Source organism: Saccharothrix algeriensis (assembly GCF_016907655.1).
Classification (GTDB): domain Bacteria; phylum Actinomycetota; class Actinomycetes; order Mycobacteriales; family Pseudonocardiaceae; genus Actinosynnema; species Actinosynnema algeriense.
In genome coordinates this window covers 5,935,617-5,961,699 of the sequence record NZ_JAFBCL010000001.1, presented here as the reverse complement: position 1 = coordinate 5,961,699, position 26,083 = coordinate 5,935,617, and the positions used below count along the sequence as shown (strand labels likewise).

The 26,083-nt window shown below is 73.4% G+C and carries 20 protein-coding genes; 10 read left to right on the top strand and 10 right to left on the bottom strand.

Annotation, left to right across the window (positions count from 1 at the left end; genetic code table 11):
* Positions 1 to 185 precede the first annotated feature (185 nt).
* Both JOE68_RS27075 and JOE68_RS27070 read left to right on the top strand, forming a co-directional pair.
* Positions 186 to 1,298 (top strand): AI-2E family transporter, encoded by a 1,113-nt coding sequence (locus JOE68_RS27075; RefSeq protein WP_204845205.1) that lies wholly within the window; start codon positions 186 to 188, stop codon positions 1,296 to 1,298.
* A 47-nt stretch (positions 1,299 to 1,345) separates the two neighbouring features.
* On the top strand, positions 1,346 to 1,855 hold the full coding sequence (locus JOE68_RS27070) for a DUF421 domain-containing protein (RefSeq protein WP_204845204.1): 510 nt from the start codon (positions 1,346 to 1,348) through the stop codon (positions 1,853 to 1,855).
* Between the two features lie 25 nt (positions 1,856 to 1,880).
* On the opposite strand, the gene JOE68_RS27065 is transcribed toward JOE68_RS27070, so the two are convergent.
* On the bottom strand, positions 1,881 to 2,252 hold the full coding sequence (locus tag JOE68_RS27065) for a hypothetical protein (RefSeq protein ID WP_204845203.1): 372 nt from the start codon (positions 2,250 to 2,252) through the stop codon (positions 1,881 to 1,883).
* 235 nt (positions 2,253 to 2,487) lie between these two features.
* On the opposite strand from JOE68_RS27065, the gene JOE68_RS27060 reads away from it, so the two are divergent.
* Positions 2,488 to 2,775: an iron-sulfur cluster biosynthesis protein gene (locus JOE68_RS27060; RefSeq protein WP_204845202.1), complete on the top strand. Its 288-nt coding sequence runs from the start codon at positions 2,488 to 2,490 to the stop codon at positions 2,773 to 2,775.
* Between the two features lie 93 nt (positions 2,776 to 2,868).
* Here JOE68_RS27060 and JOE68_RS32315 read toward each other — a convergent pair whose 3' ends face one another.
* Positions 2,869 to 5,256 carry a GDSL-type esterase/lipase family protein gene (locus tag JOE68_RS32315; RefSeq protein WP_204845201.1) on the bottom strand — a complete coding sequence of 796 codons (2,388 nt, stop codon included), beginning with the start codon at positions 5,254 to 5,256 and terminating at the stop codon, positions 2,869 to 2,871.
* 294 nt (positions 5,257 to 5,550) lie between these two features.
* On the opposite strand from JOE68_RS32315, the gene JOE68_RS27050 reads away from it, so the two are divergent.
* Positions 5,551 to 5,967 carry a DUF6892 domain-containing protein gene (locus JOE68_RS27050; protein ID WP_204845200.1) on the top strand — a complete coding sequence of 139 codons (417 nt, stop codon included), beginning with the start codon at positions 5,551 to 5,553 and terminating at the stop codon, positions 5,965 to 5,967.
* Positions 5,968 to 6,276: 309 nt separating this feature from the next.
* On the opposite strand, the gene JOE68_RS27045 is transcribed toward JOE68_RS27050, so the two are convergent.
* From JOE68_RS27045 to JOE68_RS27035, 3 genes are all read right to left on the bottom strand, one after another.
* On the bottom strand, positions 6,277 to 7,107 hold the full coding sequence (locus tag JOE68_RS27045) for a S1 family peptidase (RefSeq protein WP_204845199.1): 831 nt from the start codon (positions 7,105 to 7,107) through the stop codon (positions 6,277 to 6,279).
* Between the two features lie 206 nt (positions 7,108 to 7,313).
* The gene (locus tag JOE68_RS27040) at positions 7,314 to 8,399 is read right to left on the bottom strand and encodes an alpha/beta hydrolase (RefSeq protein ID WP_204845198.1); all 1,086 of its coding nucleotides are present in this window, start codon (positions 8,397 to 8,399) and stop codon (positions 7,314 to 7,316) included.
* A gap of 72 nt (positions 8,400 to 8,471) precedes the next feature.
* Entirely contained in the window at positions 8,472 to 10,625 is a 2,154-nt protein-coding gene (locus JOE68_RS27035) for an NACHT domain-containing protein (RefSeq protein ID WP_204845197.1), read from the bottom strand.
* 520 nt (positions 10,626 to 11,145) lie between these two features.
* Between JOE68_RS27035 and JOE68_RS27030 the strand changes: the two genes are divergently transcribed.
* Positions 11,146 to 13,878 (top strand): type 1 periplasmic-binding domain-containing protein, encoded by a 2,733-nt coding sequence (locus JOE68_RS27030; RefSeq protein WP_204845196.1) that lies wholly within the window; start codon positions 11,146 to 11,148, stop codon positions 13,876 to 13,878.
* A gap of 111 nt (positions 13,879 to 13,989) precedes the next feature.
* Here JOE68_RS27030 and JOE68_RS27025 read toward each other — a convergent pair whose 3' ends face one another.
* Positions 13,990 to 14,415, bottom strand: coding sequence for a hypothetical protein (locus JOE68_RS27025; RefSeq protein WP_204845195.1), 426 nt, complete (start codon positions 14,413 to 14,415; stop codon positions 13,990 to 13,992).
* 186 nt (positions 14,416 to 14,601) lie between these two features.
* Positions 14,602 to 16,611: a vanadium-dependent haloperoxidase gene (locus JOE68_RS27020; protein WP_204845194.1), complete on the bottom strand. Its 2,010-nt coding sequence runs from the start codon at positions 16,609 to 16,611 to the stop codon at positions 14,602 to 14,604.
* Positions 16,612 to 17,076: 465 nt separating this feature from the next.
* Between JOE68_RS27020 and JOE68_RS27015 the strand changes: the two genes are divergently transcribed.
* Complete coding sequence (locus JOE68_RS27015) at positions 17,077 to 18,846, top strand: acyl-CoA dehydrogenase family protein (protein ID WP_204845193.1); 1,770 nt, start codon at positions 17,077 to 17,079, stop codon at positions 18,844 to 18,846.
* A 399-nt stretch (positions 18,847 to 19,245) separates the two neighbouring features.
* Entirely contained in the window at positions 19,246 to 19,437 is a 192-nt protein-coding gene (locus JOE68_RS27010; protein WP_204845192.1) for a hypothetical protein, read from the top strand.
* A gap of 73 nt (positions 19,438 to 19,510) precedes the next feature.
* Here the strand turns inward: JOE68_RS27010 and JOE68_RS27005 are convergent, their stop codons facing one another.
* The gene (locus JOE68_RS27005; protein WP_204845191.1) at positions 19,511 to 19,891 is read right to left on the bottom strand and encodes a hypothetical protein; all 381 of its coding nucleotides are present in this window, start codon (positions 19,889 to 19,891) and stop codon (positions 19,511 to 19,513) included.
* On the opposite strand from JOE68_RS27005, the gene JOE68_RS27000 reads away from it, so the two are divergent.
* The 3 genes from JOE68_RS27000 (at position 19,883) to JOE68_RS26990 (ending at position 24,037) form a co-directional block, all read left to right on the top strand.
* Positions 19,883 to 22,258, top strand: coding sequence for an NACHT domain-containing protein (locus JOE68_RS27000; RefSeq protein ID WP_204845190.1), 2,376 nt, complete (start codon positions 19,883 to 19,885; stop codon positions 22,256 to 22,258). The genes JOE68_RS27005 and JOE68_RS27000 overlap by 9 nt on opposite strands.
* A 288-nt stretch (positions 22,259 to 22,546) precedes the next feature.
* A complete protein-coding gene (locus JOE68_RS26995; protein ID WP_204845189.1) occupies positions 22,547 to 23,254 on the top strand; it encodes a hypothetical protein in 708 nt (235 codons plus the stop codon).
* 99 nt (positions 23,255 to 23,353) lie between these two features.
* Positions 23,354 to 24,037, top strand: a complete 684-nt coding sequence (locus tag JOE68_RS26990) for a hypothetical protein (protein WP_204845188.1) — start codon at positions 23,354 to 23,356, stop codon at positions 24,035 to 24,037.
* 31 nt (positions 24,038 to 24,068) lie between these two features.
* Here JOE68_RS26990 and JOE68_RS26985 read toward each other — a convergent pair whose 3' ends face one another.
* Both JOE68_RS26985 and JOE68_RS26980 read right to left on the bottom strand, forming a co-directional pair.
* Positions 24,069 to 24,908, bottom strand: coding sequence for a DUF2705 family protein (locus JOE68_RS26985; RefSeq protein ID WP_204845187.1), 840 nt, complete (start codon positions 24,906 to 24,908; stop codon positions 24,069 to 24,071).
* A 63-nt stretch (positions 24,909 to 24,971) separates the two neighbouring features.
* Positions 24,972 to 25,913: an ABC transporter ATP-binding protein gene (locus tag JOE68_RS26980; RefSeq protein ID WP_204845186.1), complete on the bottom strand. Its 942-nt coding sequence runs from the start codon at positions 25,911 to 25,913 to the stop codon at positions 24,972 to 24,974.
* Positions 25,914 to 26,083: the final 170 nt, after the last annotated feature.

The window sequence follows — 26,083 nt, the reverse complement described above, 5'->3', positions numbered from 1 at the left end:
TCTGCCACCGGCGCGTTCCGCCGAACCTGACGATCACCTTGCGCCGCGCCTCCCGCTCGGGTCGACCGGCCTCACCGCGCCGGTCGGTCGGCAGCGGACCGGAAGCCCGCGTCGAGGTCGGGGGCCGCGCCGCTCACCCGTTCCGGCGGTTTGGCCGCCCGGGTCCGGACCGATCCTGGACGGTGATGAGCGACGACCCGAAACCGCCCGACTCCGACCGCGTGGCGCGCAGGCTCAGGTCGGCCGGCCTGACCGGGGCGGCGGTGCTGGTGCTGGTGGCGCTCGGCTGGCTGGCGCTCCGGCTGGTGGCGCTGCTCAGCGCGGTGGTGATCCCCCTCGCGGTGGCCCTGCTGCTCGCGGCGCTGCTGCACCCGCTGGTGGTCCGGCTGCACCGCGCGGGCCTGCCGCAGTGGTCCGCCGTCGCGCTGGTCGTGGTCGGCGCCCTGGCCCTGCTGGGCGGGCTGCTGACCTTCGCGGTCAACTCCCTGCTGCGCGAGCTGCCCGCGTTGCAGGACGCCATCGAGTCCAGCGTCGCGGGCGTCCGCGACTGGCTGGTCAACGGGCCGCTGCAGCTCAGCCGCCGCCAGCTCGAGCAGGGGGTGGACGACCTCACCGACTGGCTCCGGGGGAACGCGGAGTCCCTGGCCTCCGGTGCGGGGACGACGGCCTCGGCCGCCGGCCGGTTCCTCGCCGGATCCGTCCTGGCGCTGTTCGTGCTGATCTTCCTCCTGCACGACGGCCACCGGATCTGGTCCGGCCTGGTGCGCCGGGTACCGCGCGACCTGGGCGCACGGGTCGACGCGAGCGGGCGGCACGCCTTCGCCCGGCTGTCCGGCTACACCAGGGCCACCGTCGCGGTGGCCCTGCTCGACGCGGTGGGCATCGGCATCGGCCTGCTGCTGGTCGGCGTGCCGTTCGCGCTGCCGCTGACCTCGCTGGTGTTCCTCGGCGGGTTCATCCCCTTCGTCGGCGCGTTCGTCTCCGGCGCCGCCGCCGTCCTGATCGCCCTGTTCACCAACGGACCGGTCGCCGCGCTGATCATCGCCGCCGTGGTGATCGTGGTCCAGCAGCTGGAGGGCAACGTCCTCCAACCGCTGCTGCTGGGCAAGGCCGTGCGCCTGCACCCGCTCACCGTCGTGCTCGCCGTGGCCGTCGGCGGCGTGCTCGCGGGTATCACCGGAGCCCTGTTCGCGGTGCCGGCGGTGCTCGTGGCCAAGTCGTTCCTCACCGAACCCGAACCCGAACCGGAGCCCGAAACCGAGCCGGAGCCGGAACCCGGACACGCGGACACGCCGTGACGCCGCACCGGACGTGTGCCGCCGAGCGCACGGGGTAGGCGTGAGGCATGTTCTTCGACTCTTGGAGCGGGTTGCTGCGCGTGGTGGTCGTGGGCGTGTGCGCCTACGCGGCGCTCGTGGTGCTGCTGCGCCTGTCCGGCAAGCGGACCCTGGCGAAGATGAACGCCTTCGACCTGGTGGTGACGGTCGCGCTCGGCTCCACCCTGGCCACCGTGCTGCTCACCTCCGACGTGGCGCTGGTCGAGGGCGTGCTGGCGCTGGCGCTGCTGATCGGCGCCCAGTTCGCCGTCGCCTGGACCTCGGTGCGGCTGGGGCTGGTCCGCCGGGCGGTGAAGTCCACCCCCACCCTGCTGGTGTGGCGGGGGCGGCTGCGCGAGCAGGCGCTGCGCGACCAGCGCGTCAGCCGCGCCGAGGTGCTCCAGGCGGTCCGCGCCCAGGGGCAGGGCGCCCTCGACCAGGTCGCCGCGGTCGTCCTGGAGACCGACGGCTCCTTCAGCGTCATCCCCGAGAACTCGGCCGGGAACCTCGACGCGCTCGGCGACGTGCCGCACGACTGATGCCCGCGGGGGCGGCTGCCGCCGTTCAGTCCTGGTCCAGCAGGATCTCGGCCCACGTGGTCGTGGTGCCGTCCCGGACCAGGGCGCCCCACTGCTCGCTGAGCGCCTCGACCAGCAGCAGCCCCGACCGCCGCCGCCACGCCGAGGTCACGCGCGAGACCCGGTTGCCCACGCTGGCGGTCACCACGTCGTGCGCGCGGTCCAGGACCAACTCGATGACATAGGGCGGCGCACCGTGCAGACGCGCGTTGTCGTACAACTCCCCGACCACGACGCCGACCAGCACCACGTCCGCGCGCGGCCAGCCGTCCAGGCAGCCGCGCAGCCAGACCGCGACATCACCGAGGGACAAGGCGTCGTCGTGCAGCACCAGCATGACCTTGTCACCCCCGCTCACCGCTCACCGCCCACGCCCTCGGGACGACACGGCGGTGCGGAGGTGGGGTTCTGCCGAAACACCTCCCAGCCTCCCACCGCTCGCCCCGGGCGCACCTGACGAGAACCTTGCGATCACGGTCGCCGAACCGCTCCTGACGATCACCTTGCGGTGCAGGGCCGCCAGGCCCGGGAACACCGGCGGGAACATAGCCTCGGCGGTGACGCGAACTCCCGGACGACGGAGGTGATCGACGGTGCTGGACATCACCCACGCGGCCGGCGCCGTGATCGGCGACCTGGCCCGTGACGCGGGCGGAGGCGGCAGTGGCCTGCGGATCGGCTGGTCGGACCGCGACGGGGCGCGGGCGATCACCCTGGCCGTCGCCGCGCACCCCGTGGAGCGGGACGAGGTGGTCGCGGTGCCGAGCGGCGGCCGGGTCTTCCTGGCCCCGGACGCCGCCCGCTACCTGCGCGACAAGCTGCTCGACGTGCGCATGGACGTCGACGGGCGGTTCCGCTTCGCGATCAGCCCCAGGCGCTGACCCGCGGGCCGTCGACCGTTGCGCCGAACCTCGCCGGGTCGCCGGTCGTGAGTGGGGAACGGGTCGGTTCCCCACTCACGGCGCAGCGGCGGGTCAGGCGGGGTCGCCACCGTTGTTGAGGTAGGCCCGCACCGCGCCGTCGTCCGGGTTCACCAGCAGGTAGTCGTCGCGCCCGTCGCCGTTGAGGTCGGCGAACTCGATGCGGTTGAGGATCGCCTCCGGCACTCCGGAAGCGACCCGCCCGCGCGGCGCCCACCCGGGGGTCGAGCCGGAGTCGCCGCCGGTGTTGAGCCAGGCGTCCACCGAGCCGGACCGGCGATCGACCTTCAGGTAGTCGTCACGCGGGTCGCAGTCCATGTCGGCGAACACCAGCTCGCCGGCGCCGGCGCCACTGGCGATCTGCCCGCGGGGCACCCAGCCCGGCGCCCCACCGCTGTCACCACCGGTGTTGATCCACGCGTCCACCGAGCCGTCGTCGTCCACCCGCAGGTAATCGTCCCGGTCGTCCCCGCTGACGTCGGCGAACACCAGCTCGCCGGCGCCGGCGCCACTGGCGATCCGCCCGCGGGAGATCCAACCCGGCGCCCCACCGCTGTCACCACCGGTGTTGATCCACGCGTCCACCGCACCGCTCGCGTGCACCCACAGGTAGTCGTCACGCCGGTCGCCGTTGATGTCGGCGAAGCGGACCTCGCTGGCCGGTGCGCCCACGCCGGACGCGATCCGGCCGCGGGAGATCCAGCCCGGCGCCCCACCGCTGTCACCACCGGTGTTGATCCACGCGTCCACCGCGCCGTCCGCGTGCACCCACAGGTAGTCGTCACGCCGGTCGCCGTCGATGTCGGCGAAGGTGACCTCGAAGCCGGTCGCGCCGACTCCGGAGGCCACCTGACCGCGATCGATCCAGCGACCGGCGCCGTCGGTGCAGTCCGGGTCGCCCGAGCCCGGCTGACCGATCCAGCCGGCTTCGGCCGCCCTGACCACGCCGAGGTGGAAGCTGACGGCCAGTTTCCGGTAGCCGCGGTCGTCGGGGTGCAGCCCGTCGGCCAGGTTGGCGGTCGTCACCGCGTTCGGCTCGACCAGCAGGACGTGCTCGCCCGCTTGCCGCCGGGCCGCCACCACGCCGGGAACGGCCCGGTTGTACGCCTCGATCCGCCGCTGGGTCGCCGGGTCGGCGGCCGGGACGATGGTCGAGACGACCAGCGTCACCCCGGGTTCGACGCGGAGGATCTCGTCGATCAGGCTGCCGAGCCGCGCCGGGGCGCCGGCGGGGTCGACGTTGTTGTTCATGTCGTTGGTGCCGACGTGCAGCAGCACGACGTTGGGCCGGTTGACGGCCAGCGCCGCGCCGGTGATGCCGGCGACCTGCCCGATCGTCCAGCCGCTGTGCCCCTCGTTGGGCAACCGCTCCGGACCGGAGCGTTGCGAGCCGACGAGGTCGACCTGCCCGCCGGCGCCGGCGAGGCCGCGGAAGTCCGCCAGGTAACCGGAACCATCCGAACTCGCGAAACCGTACGTGATCGAATCACCCAGCGGCATGACCCTCAACTGGCCGCCGATACCGCGCGCGAGGCGCTCCACCGTTTCCAGGACCACCCGGGCAACGCCGTCGTCGAGCAGGTTCGCGATGAACTCGAGCGGCCGGGCCCAGTTGGTGAAGATCGTCGCGTACCGGCGGACGGCCTCCTGCGCGCTGGTGATCAGCCCGCGGGAGCCGGTGGCCAGGAAGTTCGCCGCCGCGCCGAGGAACGCACCACCGACGGCGCCGCCGACCGCGGCGCCGACCGCCTGTCCCCACGCCTGCTTGTCGATGGGTTTGCCGTCCAAGGCGACACCGACCAGCTCGGCGACCCCCGAGATCATGGCACCGCCCACGGCACCGCAGACCGGCCCGGCCGCCGGCGCCCCGACGTTGAACGCGAGCAGGCACAGCGCGGTGGACGCCGCTCCTGCCGCGATGCCGGCCACGCCGGCCAAGAACTTCTTCCAGAACCCGTCCCAGAACCCGGCGGTCCCGATGTCGCCGGCGGGCACCGTGAGCACCACGCTGTCGCCGACGACGTGGATGTCGCCGCCGAACCTGACGTCGGAGCCCGGCGTGGAGAACCCGACGCTGTCCCGCTGGATCCGCAGCATCATGGCCTCGCTCAGGGGGTGCCCCTCCGCGATGTCGGCGCGGACGCTCGTGACCGCCTGCTCCATCACCTGCCGCAGCAGGTCCGACGACTCCGGGAACCGGAAGTCGATGGCCGCCACGAGGTCATCCCCGCTCCTCGCGTGCTCGTCCAGCACCCCGGCGTCCCGCGCGCACCCGACGCGCAACCCGGAGGAATGGAGCGGGATCTCGCGCATGGCGAAGGACGAGCCGAACGACGCGCAGCCGGCGTCCTCCGCCGCTGCGGCGGCCCCGGCACCGGGACCCACCAGCAACCCCGCCAGGAGCGCAGCGACGACGGCGACGACGGCTGCGGGCCGTCGCACGGGTCTCACACCGACCGAGGCGAGTGGGGAGCGGATCGCGGAACGTCTGTTTCTCATGGGGTACACCGTGTCAACGTCGACACCCGTCGCATCCGACTCCGGCCCGAAGGAGCCTCCATCCTGCCCTGACGTACCGCCTTTCACCGGGCCGCCCGACACCGTGCCTGCCGATAGCCGGACCCGGCGACCACCGCGCAGGCTTCGCGAGTGGCGGGCGCTGCCCGTACCCGCCCACCTGCGTGACATCCGCGACGACTACCCGGATGGCGGTGCCGCCGCCTATATGGTTCGGGTATGAGCCAGTCGATTCCGTTCGCCGACACCAACTTCAAGCTCGCCGTCGTCCAGGAGCTGATGTACGAGCAGGGCCTCCTGCCGAAGTTCGAGTTGGCCGAGCACGCCGCCGAGCGGGGCTTCACCTACGACGGCGGGAGCGTCGAGGCGGTGCCCGAGGCCCTGGCCTACTTCGAGGCGCTCGAGGTCCCCGTCGAGCTCGCGGAGAAGGTCACCGGGATCGAGATGGACGGCGGCAACGAGATCTACCTCCAGATCGCGCCGAACTGGGACGGCGAGGACGGCCTGTTCGACGTCGACGAGTTCGCCGACCTGCGGCACTTCCCCAACCTGAAGTCGATGACGCTGTTCTACACGGGCAACGAGGAGGCGCTGGAGGCGCTGCGCGCCCGCGGGATCGAGGCGGACTGGCTCTGAACCGGCCGCCGCCGACCCTCCCCGCGCGAGCGGGGTGGTCCCCCGTCGGCGGTGAGCCGTCGGCGGGCAGTGCGGTGATCGGCGGATGACCGGTCCGGCACGCCACCACGGCACAGCCCCTGCAGCGTGCACCCGCCAGGCCCGCGCCGGGGTCGCCGGACCCCGCCGCGGAACCTGGCCCGTGCGGACCGTCCCGGCCATCCGCCGGCGGCCCGCCCCGGACGGGCGCACGCGGATGCGCGTCGCCCGCGCGGTGTGGCGGGTCGGCCGGGGGTGCAGCCGGTCACGTCGGGGCGCCCCGACGTGGGATCAGCGGTTGGTGTTGACCGTCTTGTGGATCCAGCCGGTGTACGCGGTCGCGTTGGTGTACAGGCCCGGGCCGTTCGCGCAGGGCACGTCCTCGTCACCGGGGCCGAGGGTGACGCCGATCAGCTCCCAGCGGCCCCACTTGCCGCGCTGGACCTGCGGCCCGCCGGAGTCGCCGGAGCACGCCATGGCGCCGGCCTTCCGGCTGACCGTGCACAGCCGGGTCCGGTCCGCGAAGCCGGGCGCGCACTCGGACTCCGCGCCGCGCCGGGCGTCGAGCTGCTGGAGCCGCTCGGGGAACTTCCAGCCGTCCGGACCGTTGCCCTCGGTCGTGGTGCCGAACCCCAGCAGCCGGGTCGGGGCGCCGGGCGCGCCGGCCCGACCGGCGATCCGGATCGGCTGCTCGGCGACCGGGCGGTCCAGGCGGATCAGCGCGATGTCGTTGCGGTTGGGCTGCGCCCCCTCCCCCACCCGGTAGCCGGGGTGGCGCACCACGCGGTCGATCTTCCGGACGGTGCCGCCGGAGGTCCGCCGGTCGCTGCCGATGCGCACGGTCCCGTCCATCACCGCCCCGCCCTCCCCCTGTTCGACGCAGTGCCCCGCCGTCACCACCCACCGCGGGTGGATCAGCGATGCCCCGCAGACGGCCTTGAAGTTGTCCATGCTGGGCACGGTCAACGGGATCGAGGCCATGAACTCGTAGCGCTCGGTGGAGTCCTCCCCGTTGACGATGGCGCCGGCGCTGCCGGTCATCGCCGTGGCGGCGAACGCACCCATCAGCAGGACGCCGGCTGCCCGGACCACTCCACGGCGCACGGACTTCAGTCTTGACATGCTCTTCCTTCGCACTGGGAACGACGAACGAGAGCAATCCTTTCCGTTCACCGTGGACGGAGCCATGCGGACAACCCGCCCATTGGCGGGACGCCTGCTCGACCGCTCGTGGTAGCGCCTGCGCTACCGATCGGGTGGTGTGGGGGCAGACGCCCATGACGCCGTGGAACTCCTGGCGATGCGCTTGTGGTTCCGAAGTCCGGGGATCAGGGGTGCTGGAGCCGTTGCAGGGCCAGCGCGACGAAGTCGTTCATGTCCGCTTGCAGGCACGGAAGCTGGGCGTGCTTGCCGGTGCAGCCCGGCGCCCAGCCGCTGCCGTCGCCGTAGTCGACGAAGCGGTGGGGGATGCCGGCGGCGGTCAGGTTCGCCGAGGTGACCCGGCTGGACCGCTGGACCACGTTCTCCGCGATGGCCTGGATCGGGTCGACGGCCAGGTCGCCGCCGCTGCCGGTGTAGAGGGCGACCCCCATGCCGCGCAGCGAACCGACGTGCTGGGCGGGGCTCTGCGCGTTCCACACCTCGTCGAACGGCCAGACCGGCGCGCCGAAGATCGCGTCGGCGGCCACGGTCGGCACCCCGGCGGCCGGGTCCAGGGTCGTCTCCGTCACGGCGAAGCGCACCCCGGCGTCGAGCAGGTCCAGGCCGCCGGAGAAGCTGCCGACGTAGGAGAACAGCTCGGGCCGGTGCTCGGCGTAGTGGAACGCCCCGAAGCCGCCCATGGAGTGGCCGGTGATCGCCCGGCCGTCCCGGGCGGGGACGGTGCGCAGGTTGGCGTCGATGAACGGGATCACCTCGTCGAGGTGGAAGGTCTCCCAGTTCTGCGGGCCGACCGCGCCGGGGTTGATCCAGTTGGAGTACCAGCTCCGGCCGGCGCCGTTGGGCCACACCGTGATCAGCGGCTTGCCCCGGGTGGCGTTCTCGGTGATCTGCTGGTTGGCCGCTGTGTTCGCGCGGTCGGGGTTGCCGTGCAGCGAGTACAGCACCGGGTAGCGGGTGGTCGACGCGTGGTCGTAGCCCTCGGGGAGGGTGATCATGACGGCGTGCCGCCCGGCGGGTTGGCCGGGCAGCAGGGTGGGGTTCGGGACCTGCTTCGAGGCCACGGTGAGCACGAAGGTGCGGTGGTCGTCGTCCACCCACACGGGCTGGTCGACCACGGTGAGGCCGAAGCCGTCGGCGAAGCTCGGTGGTGCGGTCTCGGCCGAAGCCGCGACCGGCGCCACCAGCGCGCCGATCACCACCCCGGCCGCGGTGATGACGGCGCTCGTGCGGGCTGCGGCGGGAATGCGGGTCATGTGCCCTGCCTCCATGGTGTTCGCCCGCCGGTGGGGGCGGGCGCCGGCCGCCTGTCGGCCGACTCGTCGGGTTCACGCGCGGTCGGGGCCCGTCCCGGCCGGGTCCAAACCGCCCCCTGCCAGGTAGTCCTGCATCCGACTGTGGCGGAACTGGTAGTACGGGCCGAACCGGCGCAGCACCCGTCGCGCGTAGGCGTCTTCGAGGAATCGGGGCAGGTTCCAGGGAAGGGCTCCGGTCACCGGGAGCCAGACCCAGGCGAAGAGGAGCCACTGGCCCCAGGCGGTGAGGGCCAGCGCGTACCCGGCGCCGGCTATCGCCGCCGTGTTGGCCCAGACGAAGAGCCCGTAGAGCGGATCGAAGTTCGGGCTGAGGCCGAACCAGCCGGTCAGGGGCGACCAGCGCAGCAGCAGCACCACGCCCCACATCAGGACCGGCGCGCCGATCGACGCCGTGATCGTCGACACCAGTACCTGGATCGCGACCGTGCGCCTGTTCGAGGCCAGGAGTTCGGCAGGCGCGCCTGCCCGCTGGAGGTCGAACGGCGTTTCCAGCAGGGACAGGAGGGCAAACGCCAGGGCGGCACCGGAACCGTACCCGATGGCCAGGATGGCGGTGTCGAAGAAGAAAAAGGCCCTGTCCAGCGGACTACCCGCCAGGATGGAGTTGATCAGGTTGAGCGCGGCTCCCAAGGCGGCCCCGCAGAGCAGTCCCACCGTGAGGCGCCTGCCCGTTTCGCGCCGCTTCCCCGGCCGCAGCCGGAGTCGCATCGAGGTGGGCCGCAGCACCTGGGGGAACTTGACGGCCAGCCAGGCGTGGGCGGCGGCGAAGGCCGCACCGGCCAGTCCGCCCGACATCAGTCCACCCTGGACTGAAGTCGAGAGGTCGAACCCGAAGGCGAGGTGGACGGCAACCGCGAGCGCCCACCCCACGACTGCCACGGCCGAGCCGGCCAACAGCGCTCGAGCACCCAGCGCCATCGGCTTGCCCAGTTCCCACCAGGCGAGGTTGTAGGTCCGCGAACGACGCAGGTGGCTTGCGAGCTCGGCCAGCCGGCGCCGAGCCGGCAGGTCGTCCGAACCGTCCCCGTAGGCCGCGGTGATCGACGCGTCGAGGAGGTGGTCCTCGATCGCCTGCCGGGTCGGGAACCGGGTGTCGTCGAGCAGGTGGGCGGGCTCGCGTGCCGGGTCGTCGCTGTAGACATCGCGAGCGAGACCGACCATGAGGGGGGTGAGCAGGGCGGACCGCAACGCCTCGGGCGCTTTGCCGAGGACGTCCTCCCACGGGCCGGGGTCGGCCGCCGTCCGGGGCAGGTAGGCCCGCACGTCGGTGAACCGCAACCTCTCCAGTCGGATCACCGTTGCGGACAGGGCGGCGGAGGTGCTGGTCAGGGCATGGGCGAATTCCTCGGGCCTGCTGGTGAGGATCCACGGCACAGCGGACCGGGCAAGCCGTTTGAGCACCTGCCGGTGCCGTCCCTCGGCGGTTTCGTCGAACCCGTCCAGCACGGGCAGGACCCGGCCGGAGTCCACCAAGCCCGCGGCCGTGGTGGCTCCGCCCGCGCCGCTCGACCGCAGGAACGGGTGGTCGCGGAGCAGTTCGGAGATCAACCAGTCGCGCAGGGGCAGCGACGGGTCCCAGCCCCCCGCGCCGAACAGCACGGGAACGGCCGCACCGCCGGCCCGTCCGTTCACCGCGTCGAGCACGAAGCGCAACGCCAGCGCGGTCTTCCCCGTCCCCGCGGACCCCAGGACCACCAGCCGCCCGCCCGGGGTCTTCTCGTGCAGATCGGCGAACTCCTCGAACTCGGCGACAGGCGCCGGGGGCGCCACGCCCCCGTCGTCCACCACCCGCCACCGGACGGGCAGCGGGTCGAGCAACCCCCTCTGCTCCTCTTCGCGCTGCCACAACGATTCCACCGCGAAGGCCAGTGCCGCCGCGGCGTCGTCCAGCCGCCGGTCCGCCGTGCCGCCGTACCGGCGAAGCACGTGCGCCCGACGCGACCGACCGCGCGACACGGGGTACCGAGCCGCCTGCGCGTCGCCGCCGAGGCTTCCTCCGGCGTCCCCTGAGCCGGTGCCGGGGAAGGGGTGGCCGCATATGGTGAGGGTGCCGACCGAACCGCCCACCTGGACCACCCCGCCGCTGACCGCGGAACCGGACACCCTGTTACCGGCATTTCCGTCCGCGACATCGCCGACATCGTCATCGAGATCGTCTTCGGCCATAAGTGGTGTCCACCTTGCCTGTCGCAGGTGTCGCCTACAGCATGTTACGAGAAGATCCGCCCGCGACTCCTCAAATCGCTATCGCCGCCACCCACAAGGAGTAACATTCGACCGCGCAGTTGCCCCGTGATTTCCTGGTGCAGGCGTCGACGTCCTCGGCGCGGCCCTTGCGGTGCGGGAGGGCGGTGGCGGCAGGCGGCAGGCGGCCCTGATCCGAAGGGGTGCTACCGCTCGGATCGCGGCGCGGTGGACCACGGCGCGTCCCGAGCCCGTCCCCCCGGCTCCGGGTATCGCCTCCCCCACGGCCCGGGTGACCCGCCGGGCCGACCCGTCCCGCCATCACCGGCCCGAGTCGGGGAACACCGGCGGAAGCCGGGCGCCGGGCTCGACACGGGAAAGCCATTTCCGCAGTTCTGCGGAATTCGGAAGTCGCATTTCCCTTTCGCGAACGCAGGTGCGGGGCGCGGGTTACAGTCGGATTCCCCCCATTCGGGAGTCGATCCCACGCCGGAGGAGAACGGTGATCGAAATGCACGCCGCCGAGCCGTCGTCGTCCGTCGAGGTCATGGACGAACTCCTGAAGCTGGTGCAGGACCTGACCGAGCGCCCCAGGTTCGGCGAACTGCCCGGCGGGCGGCCGGGCGCCCGCGCCGGCGACGACCGGGGCATCCCGCTGGTCTGCCTGGTCCGCGAGCACGGGTCGGCCGGGCTCCTCAAGGTCCTGCGCGCGCACCTGCGCGGCGCCTACCCGGGCCGGATCCCGCACGCCTACCACCAGTTCCCCGACGCCGAGGAGGAGAACCCGTCGCCGAACCAGGTCGCGGAGGTGGGCGCGGTGCTGGCGGAGGTGGCCCGCGACCTGTCCGGCGCGGCCAACGGGCGCTACGGGCGGCACGCGTTCCCGCGTTTCCGGCTCGTCTACTGGTTGATGAACCAGCCCGCCGGGGGCAGCGAGCACGAGTCGACCGCGAGCCTGCTCACCCGGCTGCGCGAGCGCGACCTGCGGGGCCGCAGCGAGGACGACCTGATCCCCCGGGAAGCGTTCGACACCGCCGCGGACGCCGTGCCGTGGTGGGCGCGCGTGGCGCTGAAGTTGTTGCCCTCCTTCCTGTTCCGGGCGAAGCTGCGCGGTCTGGTCCCGGGCCGGGAGTACCGGTGGCTGCTGCGCCAGCCCTACCTCGCGCCGCACGACCCCGGCACGTTCCTCGGCTTCGCCGAACGGCTCACCGGCACGCTCGCGCCCGGCCGGGGCTCGGAGCCGCACGAGGACGCCGGGCAGCTCGCCAAGCTCCTGGTCAACGCGTTCCTGGAGGACGTCCGCCGGGGGTACCGGCGGACGCCGTGGCGGGTCCGCTCGGCCCGGCGCACCGTCTACCCGGTGGTGCTGCTCGACGGCATCCGCCGCGACAACGGCGGCTACGCCCTGCTGAAGCTGATCAACGACGTGCGCAACGACACCGGCTCGTTCGACCCGCTGATCATCATCAGCGGCAGCGAGAAGGTGCCGCCCGACGCGGCGGCGGCCGACGAGCGGGCCCCGGCGTGGGTGGAGAACGCCGGGCGCGCCTACGAGACCTGGACGCGCAAGCTCGCCACGAACAGCCGCGCGCGCCGACCCACGGCGTGGTTCCTGCCGCTGCGGGTGCCGCCGGTCGAGATCGAGCCCGGCGAGGTGCCGCCGCTGGCGACGCTGACCGTGCGGCCGGCCCCGGTCTGGTCGCGCACGCCGGTCCTCGCGGTGGTGGTCGTGCTGCTGCTCGGCGCCGTCGCGGCGAGCGGGTACTGGCGGATCACGGCCGCCGCCGAGGAGCGCGACCGGCACTGCGGGCTGTCGCCGGGGGATTCGAACTTCGAGACGCTGGCCAGGCTCGACCCCGCCGACTGCGTCGGGGTGAGCAGCAGGGCGATCCCCCTGCTCGACAGCGGGAACGGCGAGCTCAGGAACCGCTTCATGCGCGTGCAGGACCGGATCGCCCTGCAGAACGAGCAGGTGGAACAGGCCAACGCGGACAACCCGAACCGACCGTACGCGACGGTCGTGTACGTGTCGGCGATGAGCGGCCAGCCCGAGTTGCTGGCCACGAACACCGCCCGGCTCATGGGCGTGGCCGCGATGCAGGCCCGGCTGCTGGACGACCACGGCAACGGGCACCCGCTGATCAAGGTGCTGCTGGGCAACGCCGGCCGGACCATGCAGCACGGCGACGAACTGGTCGAGCACCTGAAGACCTGGATGCGCCGCGACCCGACCATCGTGGGCGTGCTCGGCCTGGCGCAGAGCCGCCGGACGACCCGCGAGACGATCGTCAAGCTGGGCAGGCAGGGGCTGCCGACCGTGGTCGCCACGCTGTCGGCGAACGAGTTCCCCGAGGCGTCCTCGAGGTACTTCCAGATCTCGCCGAACAACGACCGGGAGGCCCTCGTCGCCGCCGAGTACGCGGACACGGCGTACGCGGACCGGGACAAGGTCCAGATCGTGCGTTCAGCCGACGACAACGACCTCTACTCCACCGATCTCGCCCGGAGCCTCCGCACCCGGTTCACCGACGGGAGCACGGGGAGGGTGCGAGAGGTGCTGCCCGACCTGGTCTACCGGCCCACCACCGCGAAGGACCACACCGACGCCCGCGCGATCGGGCAGGAGCTCTGCAAGCGCACGGCGGACACGCTGGTCGTCTACGCGGGGCGCCCTGGCGAGTTCTCCGACCTCCTGGACGGCATCGCCGGCACGTGCTCCGGGCAGCCGGCCCTGCTGGCCGGCGACGACGTCATGCGGCACGCCGCCGACGCGGCCCTGCGCGAAAAGCACCCGAGCGTCACGTACGACGTGCTGTCCTTCGCGGTCGGGGCCGAGTACTGCGACGCGAAGGAGGACATCTACCGGAAGATGCAGCAGATCTTCGAGGCCGAGTGCGACGCCGACCCGCGCTCCTTCGTCGACGGCCAGGCGACGCTGGCCTACGACGCCCTCGACCTCTACGCGCACGCCATGAAGGAGCTGTTCCCCGTCGTCAGGCCGTCGTCCGGGGACCTGTGGAAGACGATCAGCGACATCGGCCGCCCCCCGGTGAACCCCGGCGCCGCCCCCGACCCGAGCAGCCGGCCGGTGCTGGACGGCAAGAGCGGGAAGATCAACTTCCGGGGCGGGCAGGTGCCGCACGACAAGCGGATCTCGGTCCTCCGCGTCCTGCAGGGCGACCCTCCCGCGCTTCGCGCGACCTGCGACCAGTCCTGCGTCCCGACCTCCGGCTGAGCGAGGCGGCCGGGCCGCGGGGGCGGGAGCCGTCGAACAACCCCCCGGCCTCCCCCGGTGCCCCGGCGGTCGAGCGCGGCGCGGAGCCCCGGGTGGACACCGGGCCCGCGTTCAGCCGGTCGCCGGCCACAGGCGCAGCAGCCACCGCTCCTCCTGCTCGCCGTTCACGCGGCGGTGGGCCTGAAGGACGAAGTGCGGTGCCGGGAGCACGACCTCCCACTCCTCGGCCATGTCGATGTCGAGCTGGCTGATCCGCGCCGTCGCCACGCGCTCCCAGCGCACGGTTGTGGTGACCGACTCCTGCCAGGTATCCGACGGTGCGGGCGGCGGTGCGCCGTGGACCTCGACGGTGAGGTCCACCGGGCCGACCTCGCGGTGGGTGAGCATCTCGAGCTGACCCGAGCCCGGGTCGATGAGGAAGAAGCCGTACTCCGCCCGCTCCCCCTGTTGCGGCAACTCGTCGGCTTCGAAGAGGAAGCACCCGCGGGAGGCTTCCACGACGCGGCTGCGCCGGTCGATCAGAGTCATGGTGGTCACCGCTCAGTCCGTTGGGCTCATCGGGAAAACGTCGTCTTGGACGATGCGGTCCCAGTCGTACCAGCAGTCGAGTCGGGTACCGCCTTCGCGGTGGGTGTCACCGCCCGGTGGCGCCGGGCTGCCCCGCCCGGCGCAACAGCTCGGGCGCCGGGGAGCGGGCCCCGGCCACCCACGTGGTCTCCGCCCTCACCCGGCCACGCGGAAGATGGCGACGTCGTCGGCGGTGACGGTCACCGGGGCGTTGGTGACCGAGGCGGACAGGTAGGCCAGCAGACCGGCGCTCCCGGCGCCCTGGAGCGCGCCGGTCGGGTCGGTCGCGGTGGCCTGCCAGCCGGGTTCGGCGGCGCCGTCGGCCCACACCTTGGCGCGCAGGGTGGTGGGCGCCGTGCCGGTGACCTGGAGCCTGAACCGCAGCACGCCACCCGGCTGGTGGGTCAGCCCGCTGATCGGCTGGTCGGTCGTGAGCGCCGTCTCCGCCCCGGCGGCGTCGGTGCGGCGGAGCCCGAGCCGGACGCTCCCGTCGGGGCGCAGGACGGCTGTCGCCCGGTAAGTGCCGGCGTCGGCGACCCTCCGGCCCACCGCCGTGACGTAGACGCCGTTGCCGGTGGCGGTCTTGTCGGTGCTGATCTTGACGGTGAGGTCGGTGTCGGTCGAGCGGATCCGGTTCAGCTGCGCGCTGCGGCCCGCGCCCGCGGCGGGCAGGGTGATCCGGCCCGCGCCGCCGCGCACGGCGTAGTCGGCGGCCGGGTCGCCGACCCACCAGTCACCGCCGGCTTCGGCCGTGCCGAACCCGTCGGTGACCGAGCGCGCGAACGAGTCGAGGCCGAGCACCGCGTCGGCGCCGAGGAGGTTCCCGGTCGCCCATTCGGCGATCCTGTCCCCGGTGACCAGCGAGTACTCGCCGTCGAACCGGTAGTGGACCCCCAGCCAGACCCGGGAGAGCTGGTTCTCCCGGGCCGCGTCGCTGAACGTGCCGAACGAGCGGGTGACCCCCTGGGAGAACGGGTCCTCCGTGGTCGCGGTCCAGGCGAAGTCGTCGGTGCCGACGTAGCGCTTCATGACCCCGGCCCAGGCCCCGGCGAAGGCCGCGTGCCCGGAGATGAACGCCGGGAACGGCGGTGAGGAGGGCGTGCCGTCGGTACGGCGCGACTCGGGCCGCCAGCCCGGGTCCGGGGCGACCGGGTCCAGGTGGATCGCGGTTTCCGGGCGCCACAGGTCGATGTCGGTCCGGTACTTGGCGTCCCACGCGGCGATCGCGGCGTCGGCGAGGGCGAGTGACATCCACGCGAACAGCTTGGCGTTGTCGAACTGGTCCTGCCCCGGCAGGAGCCGCGCGATGATCGCGGTGTGCTCCAGCAGCTGCCCCGGCGGCTTGTAGGTGCCGTCGAGGTCATTGGCCCAGAAGTGCGCCGCCTGCGTCTTGTCGGCGCTGCGCGAGGTCGAGCCCATCCGGCCGACGTCGCGCACCTCCGCCAGGTGCGCCTGGTAGGTCGGGGACGCGAGGAGCTCGCCGATGTCCTGCGCCCCCATCGGGTGCGAGGGGCGGAAGTGGTTCGGCGTGTCCATGGTGAACGGCCGCACCCTCCCCCAGTTCGGGTCGAGCGCGTCACCGGAGCCGGTCGGCCGCCAGTCACCCGGCCGGGCGCCCGGCGGGTAGGCGGTGATGTCGTCCGAGCGGTCGTTCGCCCGGGTCACGATCATCACCTGCGCGGCCCTGTCACCGATCGCGGCGCCCTGGTCCCGCTGCTCCCGGGTGACGCTGCCCGGGATGGTCGCCTGAGCCTCGGCCAGCTTCGCGTCGAAGTCGACCGGACTGCCCGGGTAGAGGCTGGTGAGGACCCGGTGGGCGGCGTGGTCGACGGCGCTGCTCGGATCCGGGGCCGTGCCGGCCGGCACCGGGACCCGGGTCAGGTACGGCTGCCCCAGGCAGCCACTCGCAGTCGCGCACCGCGCCGAGTTCGCCCCGTCGTAGCCGGCGCCGTGCACCATCGCCGCCGCCCTGGACAACCGGGTCGGCGACGCGCTCCCGCCCGTCCGGCTCCGGAAGACGTCGAGGAGGACCTGGTTCCAGAACAACACGTGGTCGGTGCCCGACACCGCCACATCCCGCGGGACCACGCTCCCCGCGGCGACGGTCGGCACCCCCGGCCACGTCGCCAGGGCAAGGCAGGACAACAGCACCACGGCGCGACGCATCGTCGACGACCTCCGAACAAGGCCAGCGCGTGCCCCGACACCACACGACCCAGAAGCAGTCAACACCCACCGTTGCCGACCGAACACCCACCGGCAAGACTCCGAACGGGCGCTTCGGCGCTGTCGTGCCCATGGGCGTGAGAGCAGCCCCCGACACCTGCCGGTACCGGCATTCCAACGGAGAAGTGGCCGCGTTGCCGGGTACCTCATAGTCCTTAATAGACAGTGTTTCCCGACGCCGAACCCGCTCACTGTCCACTATAGACTAGGACGTGTTTTCGCGGTCGAGAAACGAGAGCACAGGTGTGCCGCCCGTGATTCCCGGGCAAGTCGCACACCGGCACGGGGTCGACCCGGTGGTGGGTGCGTGCCCGCCCGGGTCGGCCAGGTGTCGGGGGTCCGGCCGGCGCGTCGCCACTCGTCCGGCGTCTTCCCGCGGCGCAGGGCGGCTGTTTGGGTGGGTGGATGGCCACGAACGCCGGTGAGCTCGACCCGGTCCTGTTCGGGGACCGGCCTACCGCCCGCCGCTACCGGGACCTGTTCCTGGACCCGGCCTTCCGGCAGGACTGGCGCGAGGCCGTCCCGGACCCCCGGCGGCGGGCGCACGAGCGGTACGCCCTGCTGCTGCGCGAGCTGCCCGTCACCGAGGTCGCGACCGACCTCGACCAGCTCGTGCACCTGCACGAGTGGGCGGTCACCGTCGACCCGCACCTGGGCGCCCTGCTGACGGTGCAGCTCAACCTGGTGCTGGGCACGCTGCTCGACCACCGCCCGCGCGGCGGCGAGGTGGAGGAGGTGATCCGGGAAATCCTGGCCGGGCGGACCGCCGGCGCCTACGCCCTGACCGAGCTGGGGCACGGCAGCGACCTGCCCCACCTCGAAACGGTCGCGGAGTTCGACCGGTCGACGGACGGGTTCGTGCTGCGGACCCCGACGGCGGGTGCGGTCAAGTTCATGTCCTCGACCGCGCAGCCGCCCCTGCCGGGGGTGGCCCGGGTCGGCCTGGTGCTGGCGCGACTGCTGCTGGACGGCGCCGACCACGGCCCCTACCTGTTCCTGGTCCGCCTGGTCGACGCCGACGGGGCCGTGCGGCCCGGCGTCACCGTCCGCCGGCTGCCCGAGCAACCCGGCCTCGGCCTGGAAACCGCGCTGACCCGCTTCGACGGCGTGCGGGTCGGCCGGGGTTGCCTGCTGTCGCACGCCGGCACGGCCGTCGACGAGGGCGGGCGGCTGGTCTCCCCGCTGCCCGCCGACAGCCGCGTCTGGCGGGCCATCGGCCGGGTCCGGTGGGGGCGGCTGTGCCTGGCGGCGATGGCCGCCTCGGTCTCCCGCGCCGCGCTGTGGATCGCCGCCCGCCACGCCGCCCAGCGCGACGTCGCCGGCGCGGGCGGGGCGCGCCTGGCGCTGTCCGCGCTCCCCGAGCACCGCAGCGGCCTGCTGGACGCGGTGGCGGAGACCTACGCCGCCACCGCGGCCGTGCGGACCGCCACCGCGGCGTTCGGGCGGGCCGCCGACGAGCAGGGCGCGTCGATCACCGACCTGGTCGCGCTGACCAAGAACTACGCCACCGCGGTGGCGGCGCGGGTCTGCCACGAGGTGCGCGACCGGCTCGGCGCGCAGGGCGTGTTCACCCACAACAGGATCGTCGAGTACCGGGCGCTGCGGGACGCCGCCGCCACCGCCGAGGGCGACAGCCACGTGATCGCGCTGCAGGCCGCCCACCGGCAGCTGGACCTGCAGGCGGACGACTGGACCGGGCCGGGGGGCAGCGCGCCCCCCTGCGACGTGGACACACCCGACGCCTGGCTGCGGTGGATGGCCGCGCGCGAGTCGTTCCTGCGCCACCGGGCGCTCGAACTGCGCGCGGGCGACGCCGGCGACGCGCAGCAGCACCGGGACCGGACGTGGCGGGCCGCCTTGGCCGCGGCCGAGGCGCAGGTGCCCCACCGGGCCGCCCGGACGCTGGCCGGGCACGGCCTGGACCGCACGCGCGACCTGGCGACCCTGCTGGCGGTCCGCGAGTGCCGGGCCCACGGCGCCGAACTGCTGCCGGACGGGCCGTTCCCGGCGCTGCGCCGGCCGTTGCCCGCGGTGGTCGACCGGCTGCACGACCGCCTGGCAGGCCACTGGCCGGCCCTGATCGACGCCTTCGGCATCCCGGACGGGATGCTCGGCACGCCCTTCGAGGCCCCCGACGGGTTCATCGCCGAGTACGCGCGAGGGCTGCACCCCTGACCCGCACGTCCGGGGCCCACCACCGGAGATGGCCGAGGTTCGCCGGTGCACCCGTCGTGACCGCCTCCGCGCACGCGGGGGGTGTTCCGGACCGGTCCGCGTCGTAGGCGGGACTGCCGGTGTCGGGCACTTCGCAGGGGCGCGCGTGGAGCCGGGCTTCACCCCGACAGCCCGGGCTTTCACGACCACGCGGTGCCCGCGCCGGTCGGTGGTCAGGTGTCGAGCCCGGAGAAGGTGGGGGTGGCGCCCTGCACCAGTGCGACCAGGTCCTCCTCGGTGCTCGCGGAATCGACCCGCGTCGGCGCTCGGGTGGGTGTCCCTGCCGGGCGCGCCCGTGGAGGCGCTCATCGCCGCGCCGGCGGGGGTGGCGGTGCCGCACGCGGTGCGGTCGCGCCCCTGGTGGCCGCTGCCGGTTGGGCGTTCGAGCGCATCGGCGTCGCCGACAACCCGCCGGCCGGGACCGAACAAGTCCTCATCGACCACCGCTGGTACGTCGTGGCCGGGCCGGCGGTGCTCGCGGTGTGCTGCCTGCGATCCCGGGACTCCGCCGGATCGGGTGATCACGGCCGGCGGGAGCGCCCGAGCCGCTGAACGCGGTGGGCCGCAGTCTCGCTCCGCGCTCGTCAGGCGTTCCCGCAGGCGCCGGCGGTCGTGCCCGCGCCGGTCACGTCGCCGGCCACGCAGCGCTCGAATACGCCTGCGTCCAGTCGGTCGCCGGCCACAGGCGCAGCAGCCACCGCTCCCGCTCGCCGTCCGGGAGGCGGTGGGCGCGGAAGACGAAGTGCGGCGCCGGGAGCACGACCTCCCACTCCTCGGCCAGGTCGACGTCGAGCTGCCGGATCCGCGCCGTCGTCACGCGTTCCCAGCGCACGACCGCGGTGACCGACTCCTGCCAGGTCTCCGGCGAGGCGGGCGGAGGCTCATCGTGAACCTCGACGGTGAGGTCCACGAGACCGTCCTCGTCGTCGGTGAGCAGTTCGAGCTGCCCCCAACCCGAGTCCACCAGGAGGAAGCCGTACTCGGCCCGCTCCCCCTGTTGCGGCAACTCGTCGGCCTGGAACAGGAAGCACCCGCGGGAGGCTTCCACGACGCGGCTGCGCCGGTCGATCATGGTCATGGTCGGTCACCGTTCAACCGGATCGGGTTCGCCCGGAAGGCGTCGCCCTGGATGATGCAGTCCCGGTCGTACCGGTTGCCGGGCTGGGTACCGTTGACGCGATCGCTCGAGGAGGACCCAGTGCGCCGACGACGGCCGATCGTGCCGGCTCTGGTCGGCGCGGTCTTCGCACTGGTCGCCAACATGGCGACCAACACCGTGGAAGTGCATCAGCCCTGGTGGCCGTCGGTGGTGTGGACGGCCGTCGCGCTGCTGATCGTCGCCTTGCTGGTCCTCGAGCTTCGTCACCGCAGCGGGTTCACCGACGCCCCGGGCGGTGGACCCCTCGAACCGGACGTGGCGGTCCGACGATTGGCCGCCGCCGTCGACGCGCACTGGAAGCGGGAAGAGCGCCGGCAACGGGTGCACGACCCGGTTCCGCTGCCGGTGCGGTGGCGAGCGGCACCCGGGCACCTGCTCGACCACTGGGCCAACATCCGCAAAGCTCCGGCCGGTGCGAAGTCCAAGCCGCTCCGCCTCGCCGGCGGCGTGGAGAAGGTGGTCGAGGTTTATCGGCGCGTGCCATCGGGGCGGCTCGTGGTCCTGGGTGAGGCCGGGTCGGGCAAGACGGTCCTGGCCATCCGATTCGCCCTCGACTGGCTCGACGCCCGCAGCGACCGCGATCCCGTCGCGGTGATCTTCCGACTGGGCTCCTGGGCCGCCGGCGCCACCTCGCTCCGGGACTGGCTCGTCGAGCAGTTGATCCACGACCACCCCGGGTTGGCGGCGGTGCAGCCGGGCGGCGGGACGACGGCGACGGCCTTGGTCGACGGCGGCAGGGTGCTACCGGTGCTGGACGGCTTCGACGAGATCGCCGAAGGGCTCCGGGACACGGCGTTGAAGGCGATGAACGCCACTTCGCTCCCCTTGGTCCTCACCAGTCGCACCGCCGAGTACACCGCCGCCGCGGAACGCGGTGTGCTCAGCGCGGCGGCGGGTGTCGAACTGGTCGGCCTGGCACCGGCTGACGTGGCGGATTACCTGTTCCGCACAGCCCGGCGACTTCCGGCCGGCGACCCGGACAAGACCAGGACCGCGTGGGACCCGGTGCTGGCCCGGCTCCGCGGCAAGCGCGACGACCCGGCGGTCGTCGTGCTCGCCGCGGTGTTGTCATCCCCGCTGATGGTCGCGCTCGCCCGCACCGCCTACAGCGACGTTCCCGGCCGCGACCCGGTGGAACTGCTGGACGGGGACCGGTTCCCCGCACCACAGGCGGTGGAGGACCACCTGCTGACGGCTTTCGTGCCGGCGGCGTACCGGCACCCACCACCGGAACAGCCCTCGGTCGGATCGTCGCCGCGGCCGGTGTCCCCCGAACAGGCCCAGCGGTGGCTGGGGCACCTCGCCCGACTCGACGCACCCGAAATCGCCTGGTGGCGGCTGGCCGATCTCGTTCCCGGTCCTGTTCGAGCGCTGGCGGGCGCCGCCTCCTCGTGGTTGCTGGTCATGGCCGCGGGCGGGTTCGCAGCCGTGTTGTGGTGGGACGCGCCGATCGCGCTGCTCGTCAGCCTGGCGGTCGCCGCGCTGTGCGGCCTGGTCTTCGCGACCGGCGGGCACCAGCCCGAACGCAGGCGCCTGGACGTCCGAGCCTTCCTGAAGACCGTGCTGGGGGACCTGGGTGTCTGGGTGGCCGTCGGCCTCGCGCTCGACCTCGCCCTGGATCGGCTGTCGGCGACCGGACCGGGCTTCAGCGGCAACGGGCTCGCGATCACGGTCGCCGGCTGGCTGTTGACGGGTGGTCTGCCCCGCATCCTCAACCAGACCTCCTACGACGTCCTGGACGTGCGGACCGTCACCAGCCCGGCGGAGTTGCTGTCCACCGACCGCAGGAACACGTTCACCAAGATGCCGCTCTTCGGCGCCGTCCTAGGACTGGCCTCCGGGATCGCGTCGTGGATGATGCCGGGTGCCTCGCTCTCCGCCGGCCTTGCCGTGCTCATGGTGCTCGCCCCCTCCTTCGCCGGCGCCGCCCTGGGCCTGCTGGTCGGCATCGGCACCAGCTCCTGGGGGCGGTGGCTGGTCCTTACCAGGGGGTGGCAGCCGTTGGCCGGACGACTTCCCCGGAACCTCCTGGGTTTCCTCGACGACGCCTGTCGACGGGGTGTCCTGAAGCAGAGCGGCGCCGTCTACGAGTTTCGCCACGCTCGGCTCCGGCACCACCTCGCCACTCCCCCGAGCCCGGGAGCACCCTCCCCGGGATCTCCCCTCGACAGCACTGCCGCCAGCCGGCCGGCCCGCCCGGGAGCCCGCCGCTGAAGATCGGAGCCGCGCCGGCGCCGCGGGGCTTCGAGGACCCCGTCTTCGACGAGCCGGGTTCTTGTGGACGTGGCGCAGGTGGTGGAAGTGCACGTCCTACGACCGTCGATCCGCACGGCCGGACGCGAGGGTGGTGTGCCGGTAGGCCGACCACCGGCCCGGGATCGGTGGTCATCGCCCCCGACGTCCCCACCCCGGGCCAATGGGCTCGATCCCAGGGACGTTCCCGGATTCCCTCCCGGTCGCCCACGGCCGATGATCGGGCTGTGCCGGACAAGGGGAGGACCGATGTCGTCACGTGATCGGCCCGCGGTGCGCCTGGGCCGCTGGACCACGCCGCTGCTCGTCCTGACCGGGTGGGCGTCGGTGGTTTTCGCGGTCGGGACGGCCGTGCACGCGTTCGTCGTCGTGGACGAGCGGACGCTGACGCGGATGATGGTCCTGGCCGGGGCCGATCCCGGGCAGGCGCCGGTGTTCCTGGTCGGGTTCCGCGTGGTCGGGTGCCTGTACCTGGTGGGCAACGCGCTGGGCGTGCTCGCGTTGCGCCGTCGGCCGAGCCGGTGGCTGTTCCGGGTCGTGCTGGTGGTCAACGCCACCCAGGCGGCCGGGGTGCGACTGGTGCCGCCGGAGGTGTTCACCGCCGCCCGGGAGCGGTTCGGCGTCGCCGGGGTGCTGCCGTCGCTGGTCACCGACATCGGCGCGCTGGTCTTGGTCGTCGTGCTCGTCACCGCGTCGGTGATCACGCGGGCGGCGTGGGGGCAGGTCCGCCCGTCACCGGGCGCCTCGCGCCCGGACGCGGAGGCGCCGGCGCCCGCCGTCGGCAGCGGTCAACAGGGCCGTGCGGAGGGGTTGTCGACGGGGTGGAGTCGTAGCCGAGCCGGTGGTGGCCCACGCCGTTCGACGCGTTGCCGAGCCACGCGCGCAGTTGCCGCTCTTCCTCCCCCGCCACCGCCCCTCCCCGGCGACATGCCCGATCACCACCACCCTGCCCGCTGAACCGCGGTGGCATCGGCCTGTCATCGCTTCCGTCGGCTGTTCGGTGGATGTCGCCGGATGTCCGGGGACGGGTGCCGGCCGGTGCGCTAGAACGGTCGTATGCGCGGGCTGAGGCTGTTCGGGCTGCTGTGCGCGGGCGTGGTCGTGCTGGTCGTGTGCTGGCTGCTGGCGTTCGCGACACTCGCCGGCCTGATCCTCCAGCCCCGCGGCGCCTTGTGGGTGTTGCTCGGCATTCCGCTCGTGGCGGTGCTGCTGCTGTTCGGGTTCGGGCTGGCGATCCCGTTCGAGGAGGCGGCGGAACCGCATGACGGAGGGCTGACGGGCAACGTGCTCATCGCGTTCTTCTACATCGCGTTCGGCGCCCTGGCCGCCGCGGGCAGCGCCGTCCACTTCTCCGGCGCGCAGGTCTACCACGTGCACTTCGGTGAACGGGTCGAGGCCGTCGTCTCGGGCATCCACGAGGTCCGCAACGAGTACGGCAGCCTGGCGGACAGGTGGTACCACGTCGCCGACAGCACCACGCGGGAAAGCCTCGGGCAGTTGGCGGTCCACCCGTCGGACGAGACGGCGGAGGGCGACCGGATCGAGGTCTCCGTGGACCCCCACGGCTGGTTGGGACCCGTGCCCGTCGACCGCATGGGCTGGAGCACCGTCCCGACCGCCGTCCTGGTCGGCTGCGCGGGCGCCGTGGCGCTCGCCGCTCTCGCCGCCGTCGCGACGGCGTTCGGGGTGTGGGTCCGAGCGGTCCGGCGCGGTTGCTCCGCCTCGGCAGAGGGTCGGTGAGCCCTGCCGACGAGGTCGGGGCAGCGGGCTGTCAGGTCTGGTCGCGGCGGACGGTGACGCGCACGGAGAGGTACGAGAAGAGCGCGGTGTAGCCGGCGAGGACGAGGCAGGCGACGAGCGGTGAGGCGGTGGCGACGACGCCGGGGGTCCCGCCCTGCTGCTGGGTTTGCGCGCCGAGGGCCGCGGCGAGCGAACCCGCGTTGGGGCCCAGCAGGACGAGCTGCACCGGTCGGACGTCGAGCAGGGAGGAGAGGCCGTTGACGGCGCTCTCCAGCGCCAGCAACCAGACCAGGCCGACGCCCAGGGCGGTGCCGGTCCCGCGGAAGGCGATGGCGAGGAAGAAGCCCAGGCTCGCCGCCGCGAGGGCGACCAGCCAGGCCGCGCCGAGCCCGGCCGCGACCGCCCCGGGACCGGGCCAGCCCGTGGACCGGCCCTCCACGGCCGCGATCCCCGCGCCGGCCAGTGCCACCAGCGCGAACGTCGCGACGATGACGCCGACGAGGGCGACGGCCATCGCGGTGATCTTGGCCAGCACCACCGCCGGCCGGCCGGGCCCCTGGGTGAACAGCGTCCCCCACACGCCCCAGCGGAACTCGCCGCCCGCGAGCACGGCGCCGAGGATGAGCATGATCGCGGAGCCGAACAGCGGGAACAGCGACAGCGTGGTCGGCACCAGCCGGTCGGGCAGCAGGCTCGCCAGCAGCGCCTCGGGGTCGCCGCCCCCGGTCGGCCCGCTGCCGGAGACCGCGAGGTAGACGATGTAGGGCACGGCGATGCCGAAGCCGGCGGCCAGCGCGAGCCACACCCCGCCGACGACCCACAGGGCCGGGCGGCGCTTGGCGGCGAACAGCTCCGCGCGCACCGCGCTCACGGGGCGATCACCAGCGGGGTCGGGTACATGCAGCTCCTGGCGGTACGGGGCCACGACACCGGGTCATGACGCGGGGGCGGGTTCCGGGGCGGTGGCCCCGGTCGGTTCGTCGGTCAGGGTCAGGAACACCTGCTCCAGCGTCGACTCGGTGATCCGCAGCCCGGTCACCGACACCCCCGCGCGGACCAGGGCCGCGTTCAGCTCGCCCACGCGGTCGACCGGGGCGGTGACGCGGAGGGCGGGCGGGTCCTCGGTGACCGACTCGACCCAGGGCAGGGCCTCGGCGGTCCGGCGGGCGAGGCCGAGCGGGGTGGCGACGACCGCGACGGTCGGGGCGGCGGCCGAGCGCAGCGCCTCGACCTCGCCCTCGGCCACCAGGCGACCGCGGTGGATGATCCCGACGCGGTCGCAGACCTGCTCCACCTCCCCGAGCAGGTGGCTGGAGAGCAGGACCGTGCGCCCCGCCGCCGCGATGGCGCGGACGAGGTCGCGCAGCTCGGCCATGCCCGCGGGGTCGAGGCCGTTGGCGGGCTCGTCGAGGACCAGCAGGCGGGGCCGCTTGAGCAGCGCCGCGGCGACGCCGAGGCGCTGCTTCATGCCCAGGGAGTAGCTGCGGAACCGGTGCCGGGCGCGGTCGCCGAGGCCGACCTCCGCGAGCACCTCCTCGACCGCCCCGTCGCCGGTTCCCGCGTAGCGGGCGAGCAGGCGCAGGTTGTCGCGGCCGGACAGGTGCGGGTAGAGGGTGGGCGACTCGATCAGCGCGCCGGTGGCGGCGATGGCCTCCGGGTGGCCCGCCGGGGCGCCGAACACGGTCGCCGTGCCCGCGGTGGGGCGCACGAGCCCGGTCACCATGCGCATGGCGGTGGTCTTGCCCGCGCCGTTGCGGCCGAGCAGGCCGTAGACCTCGCCGTCGGCGATGTCGAGGTCGAGCCCGTCCACGGCGACCACCCCGCCGGGGTAGCGCTTGCCCAGGCCCCTGGCGCGCACTGCGCCCGCGTCCGGCATTCGGCGCACCATCCTCCGTTGAAGCTGAGCACGACTCGGGATCCACCGATCGAATGCACCGAATTCCGGAGCACTTTCCCACAGGGGGTCGGGATTGCCAAGTACGGGTCCGCCGGCGACCGAAGCGAGTTCTTCGGCCACCGGTCCGAACGGTCACCGCGCTCCGCCGA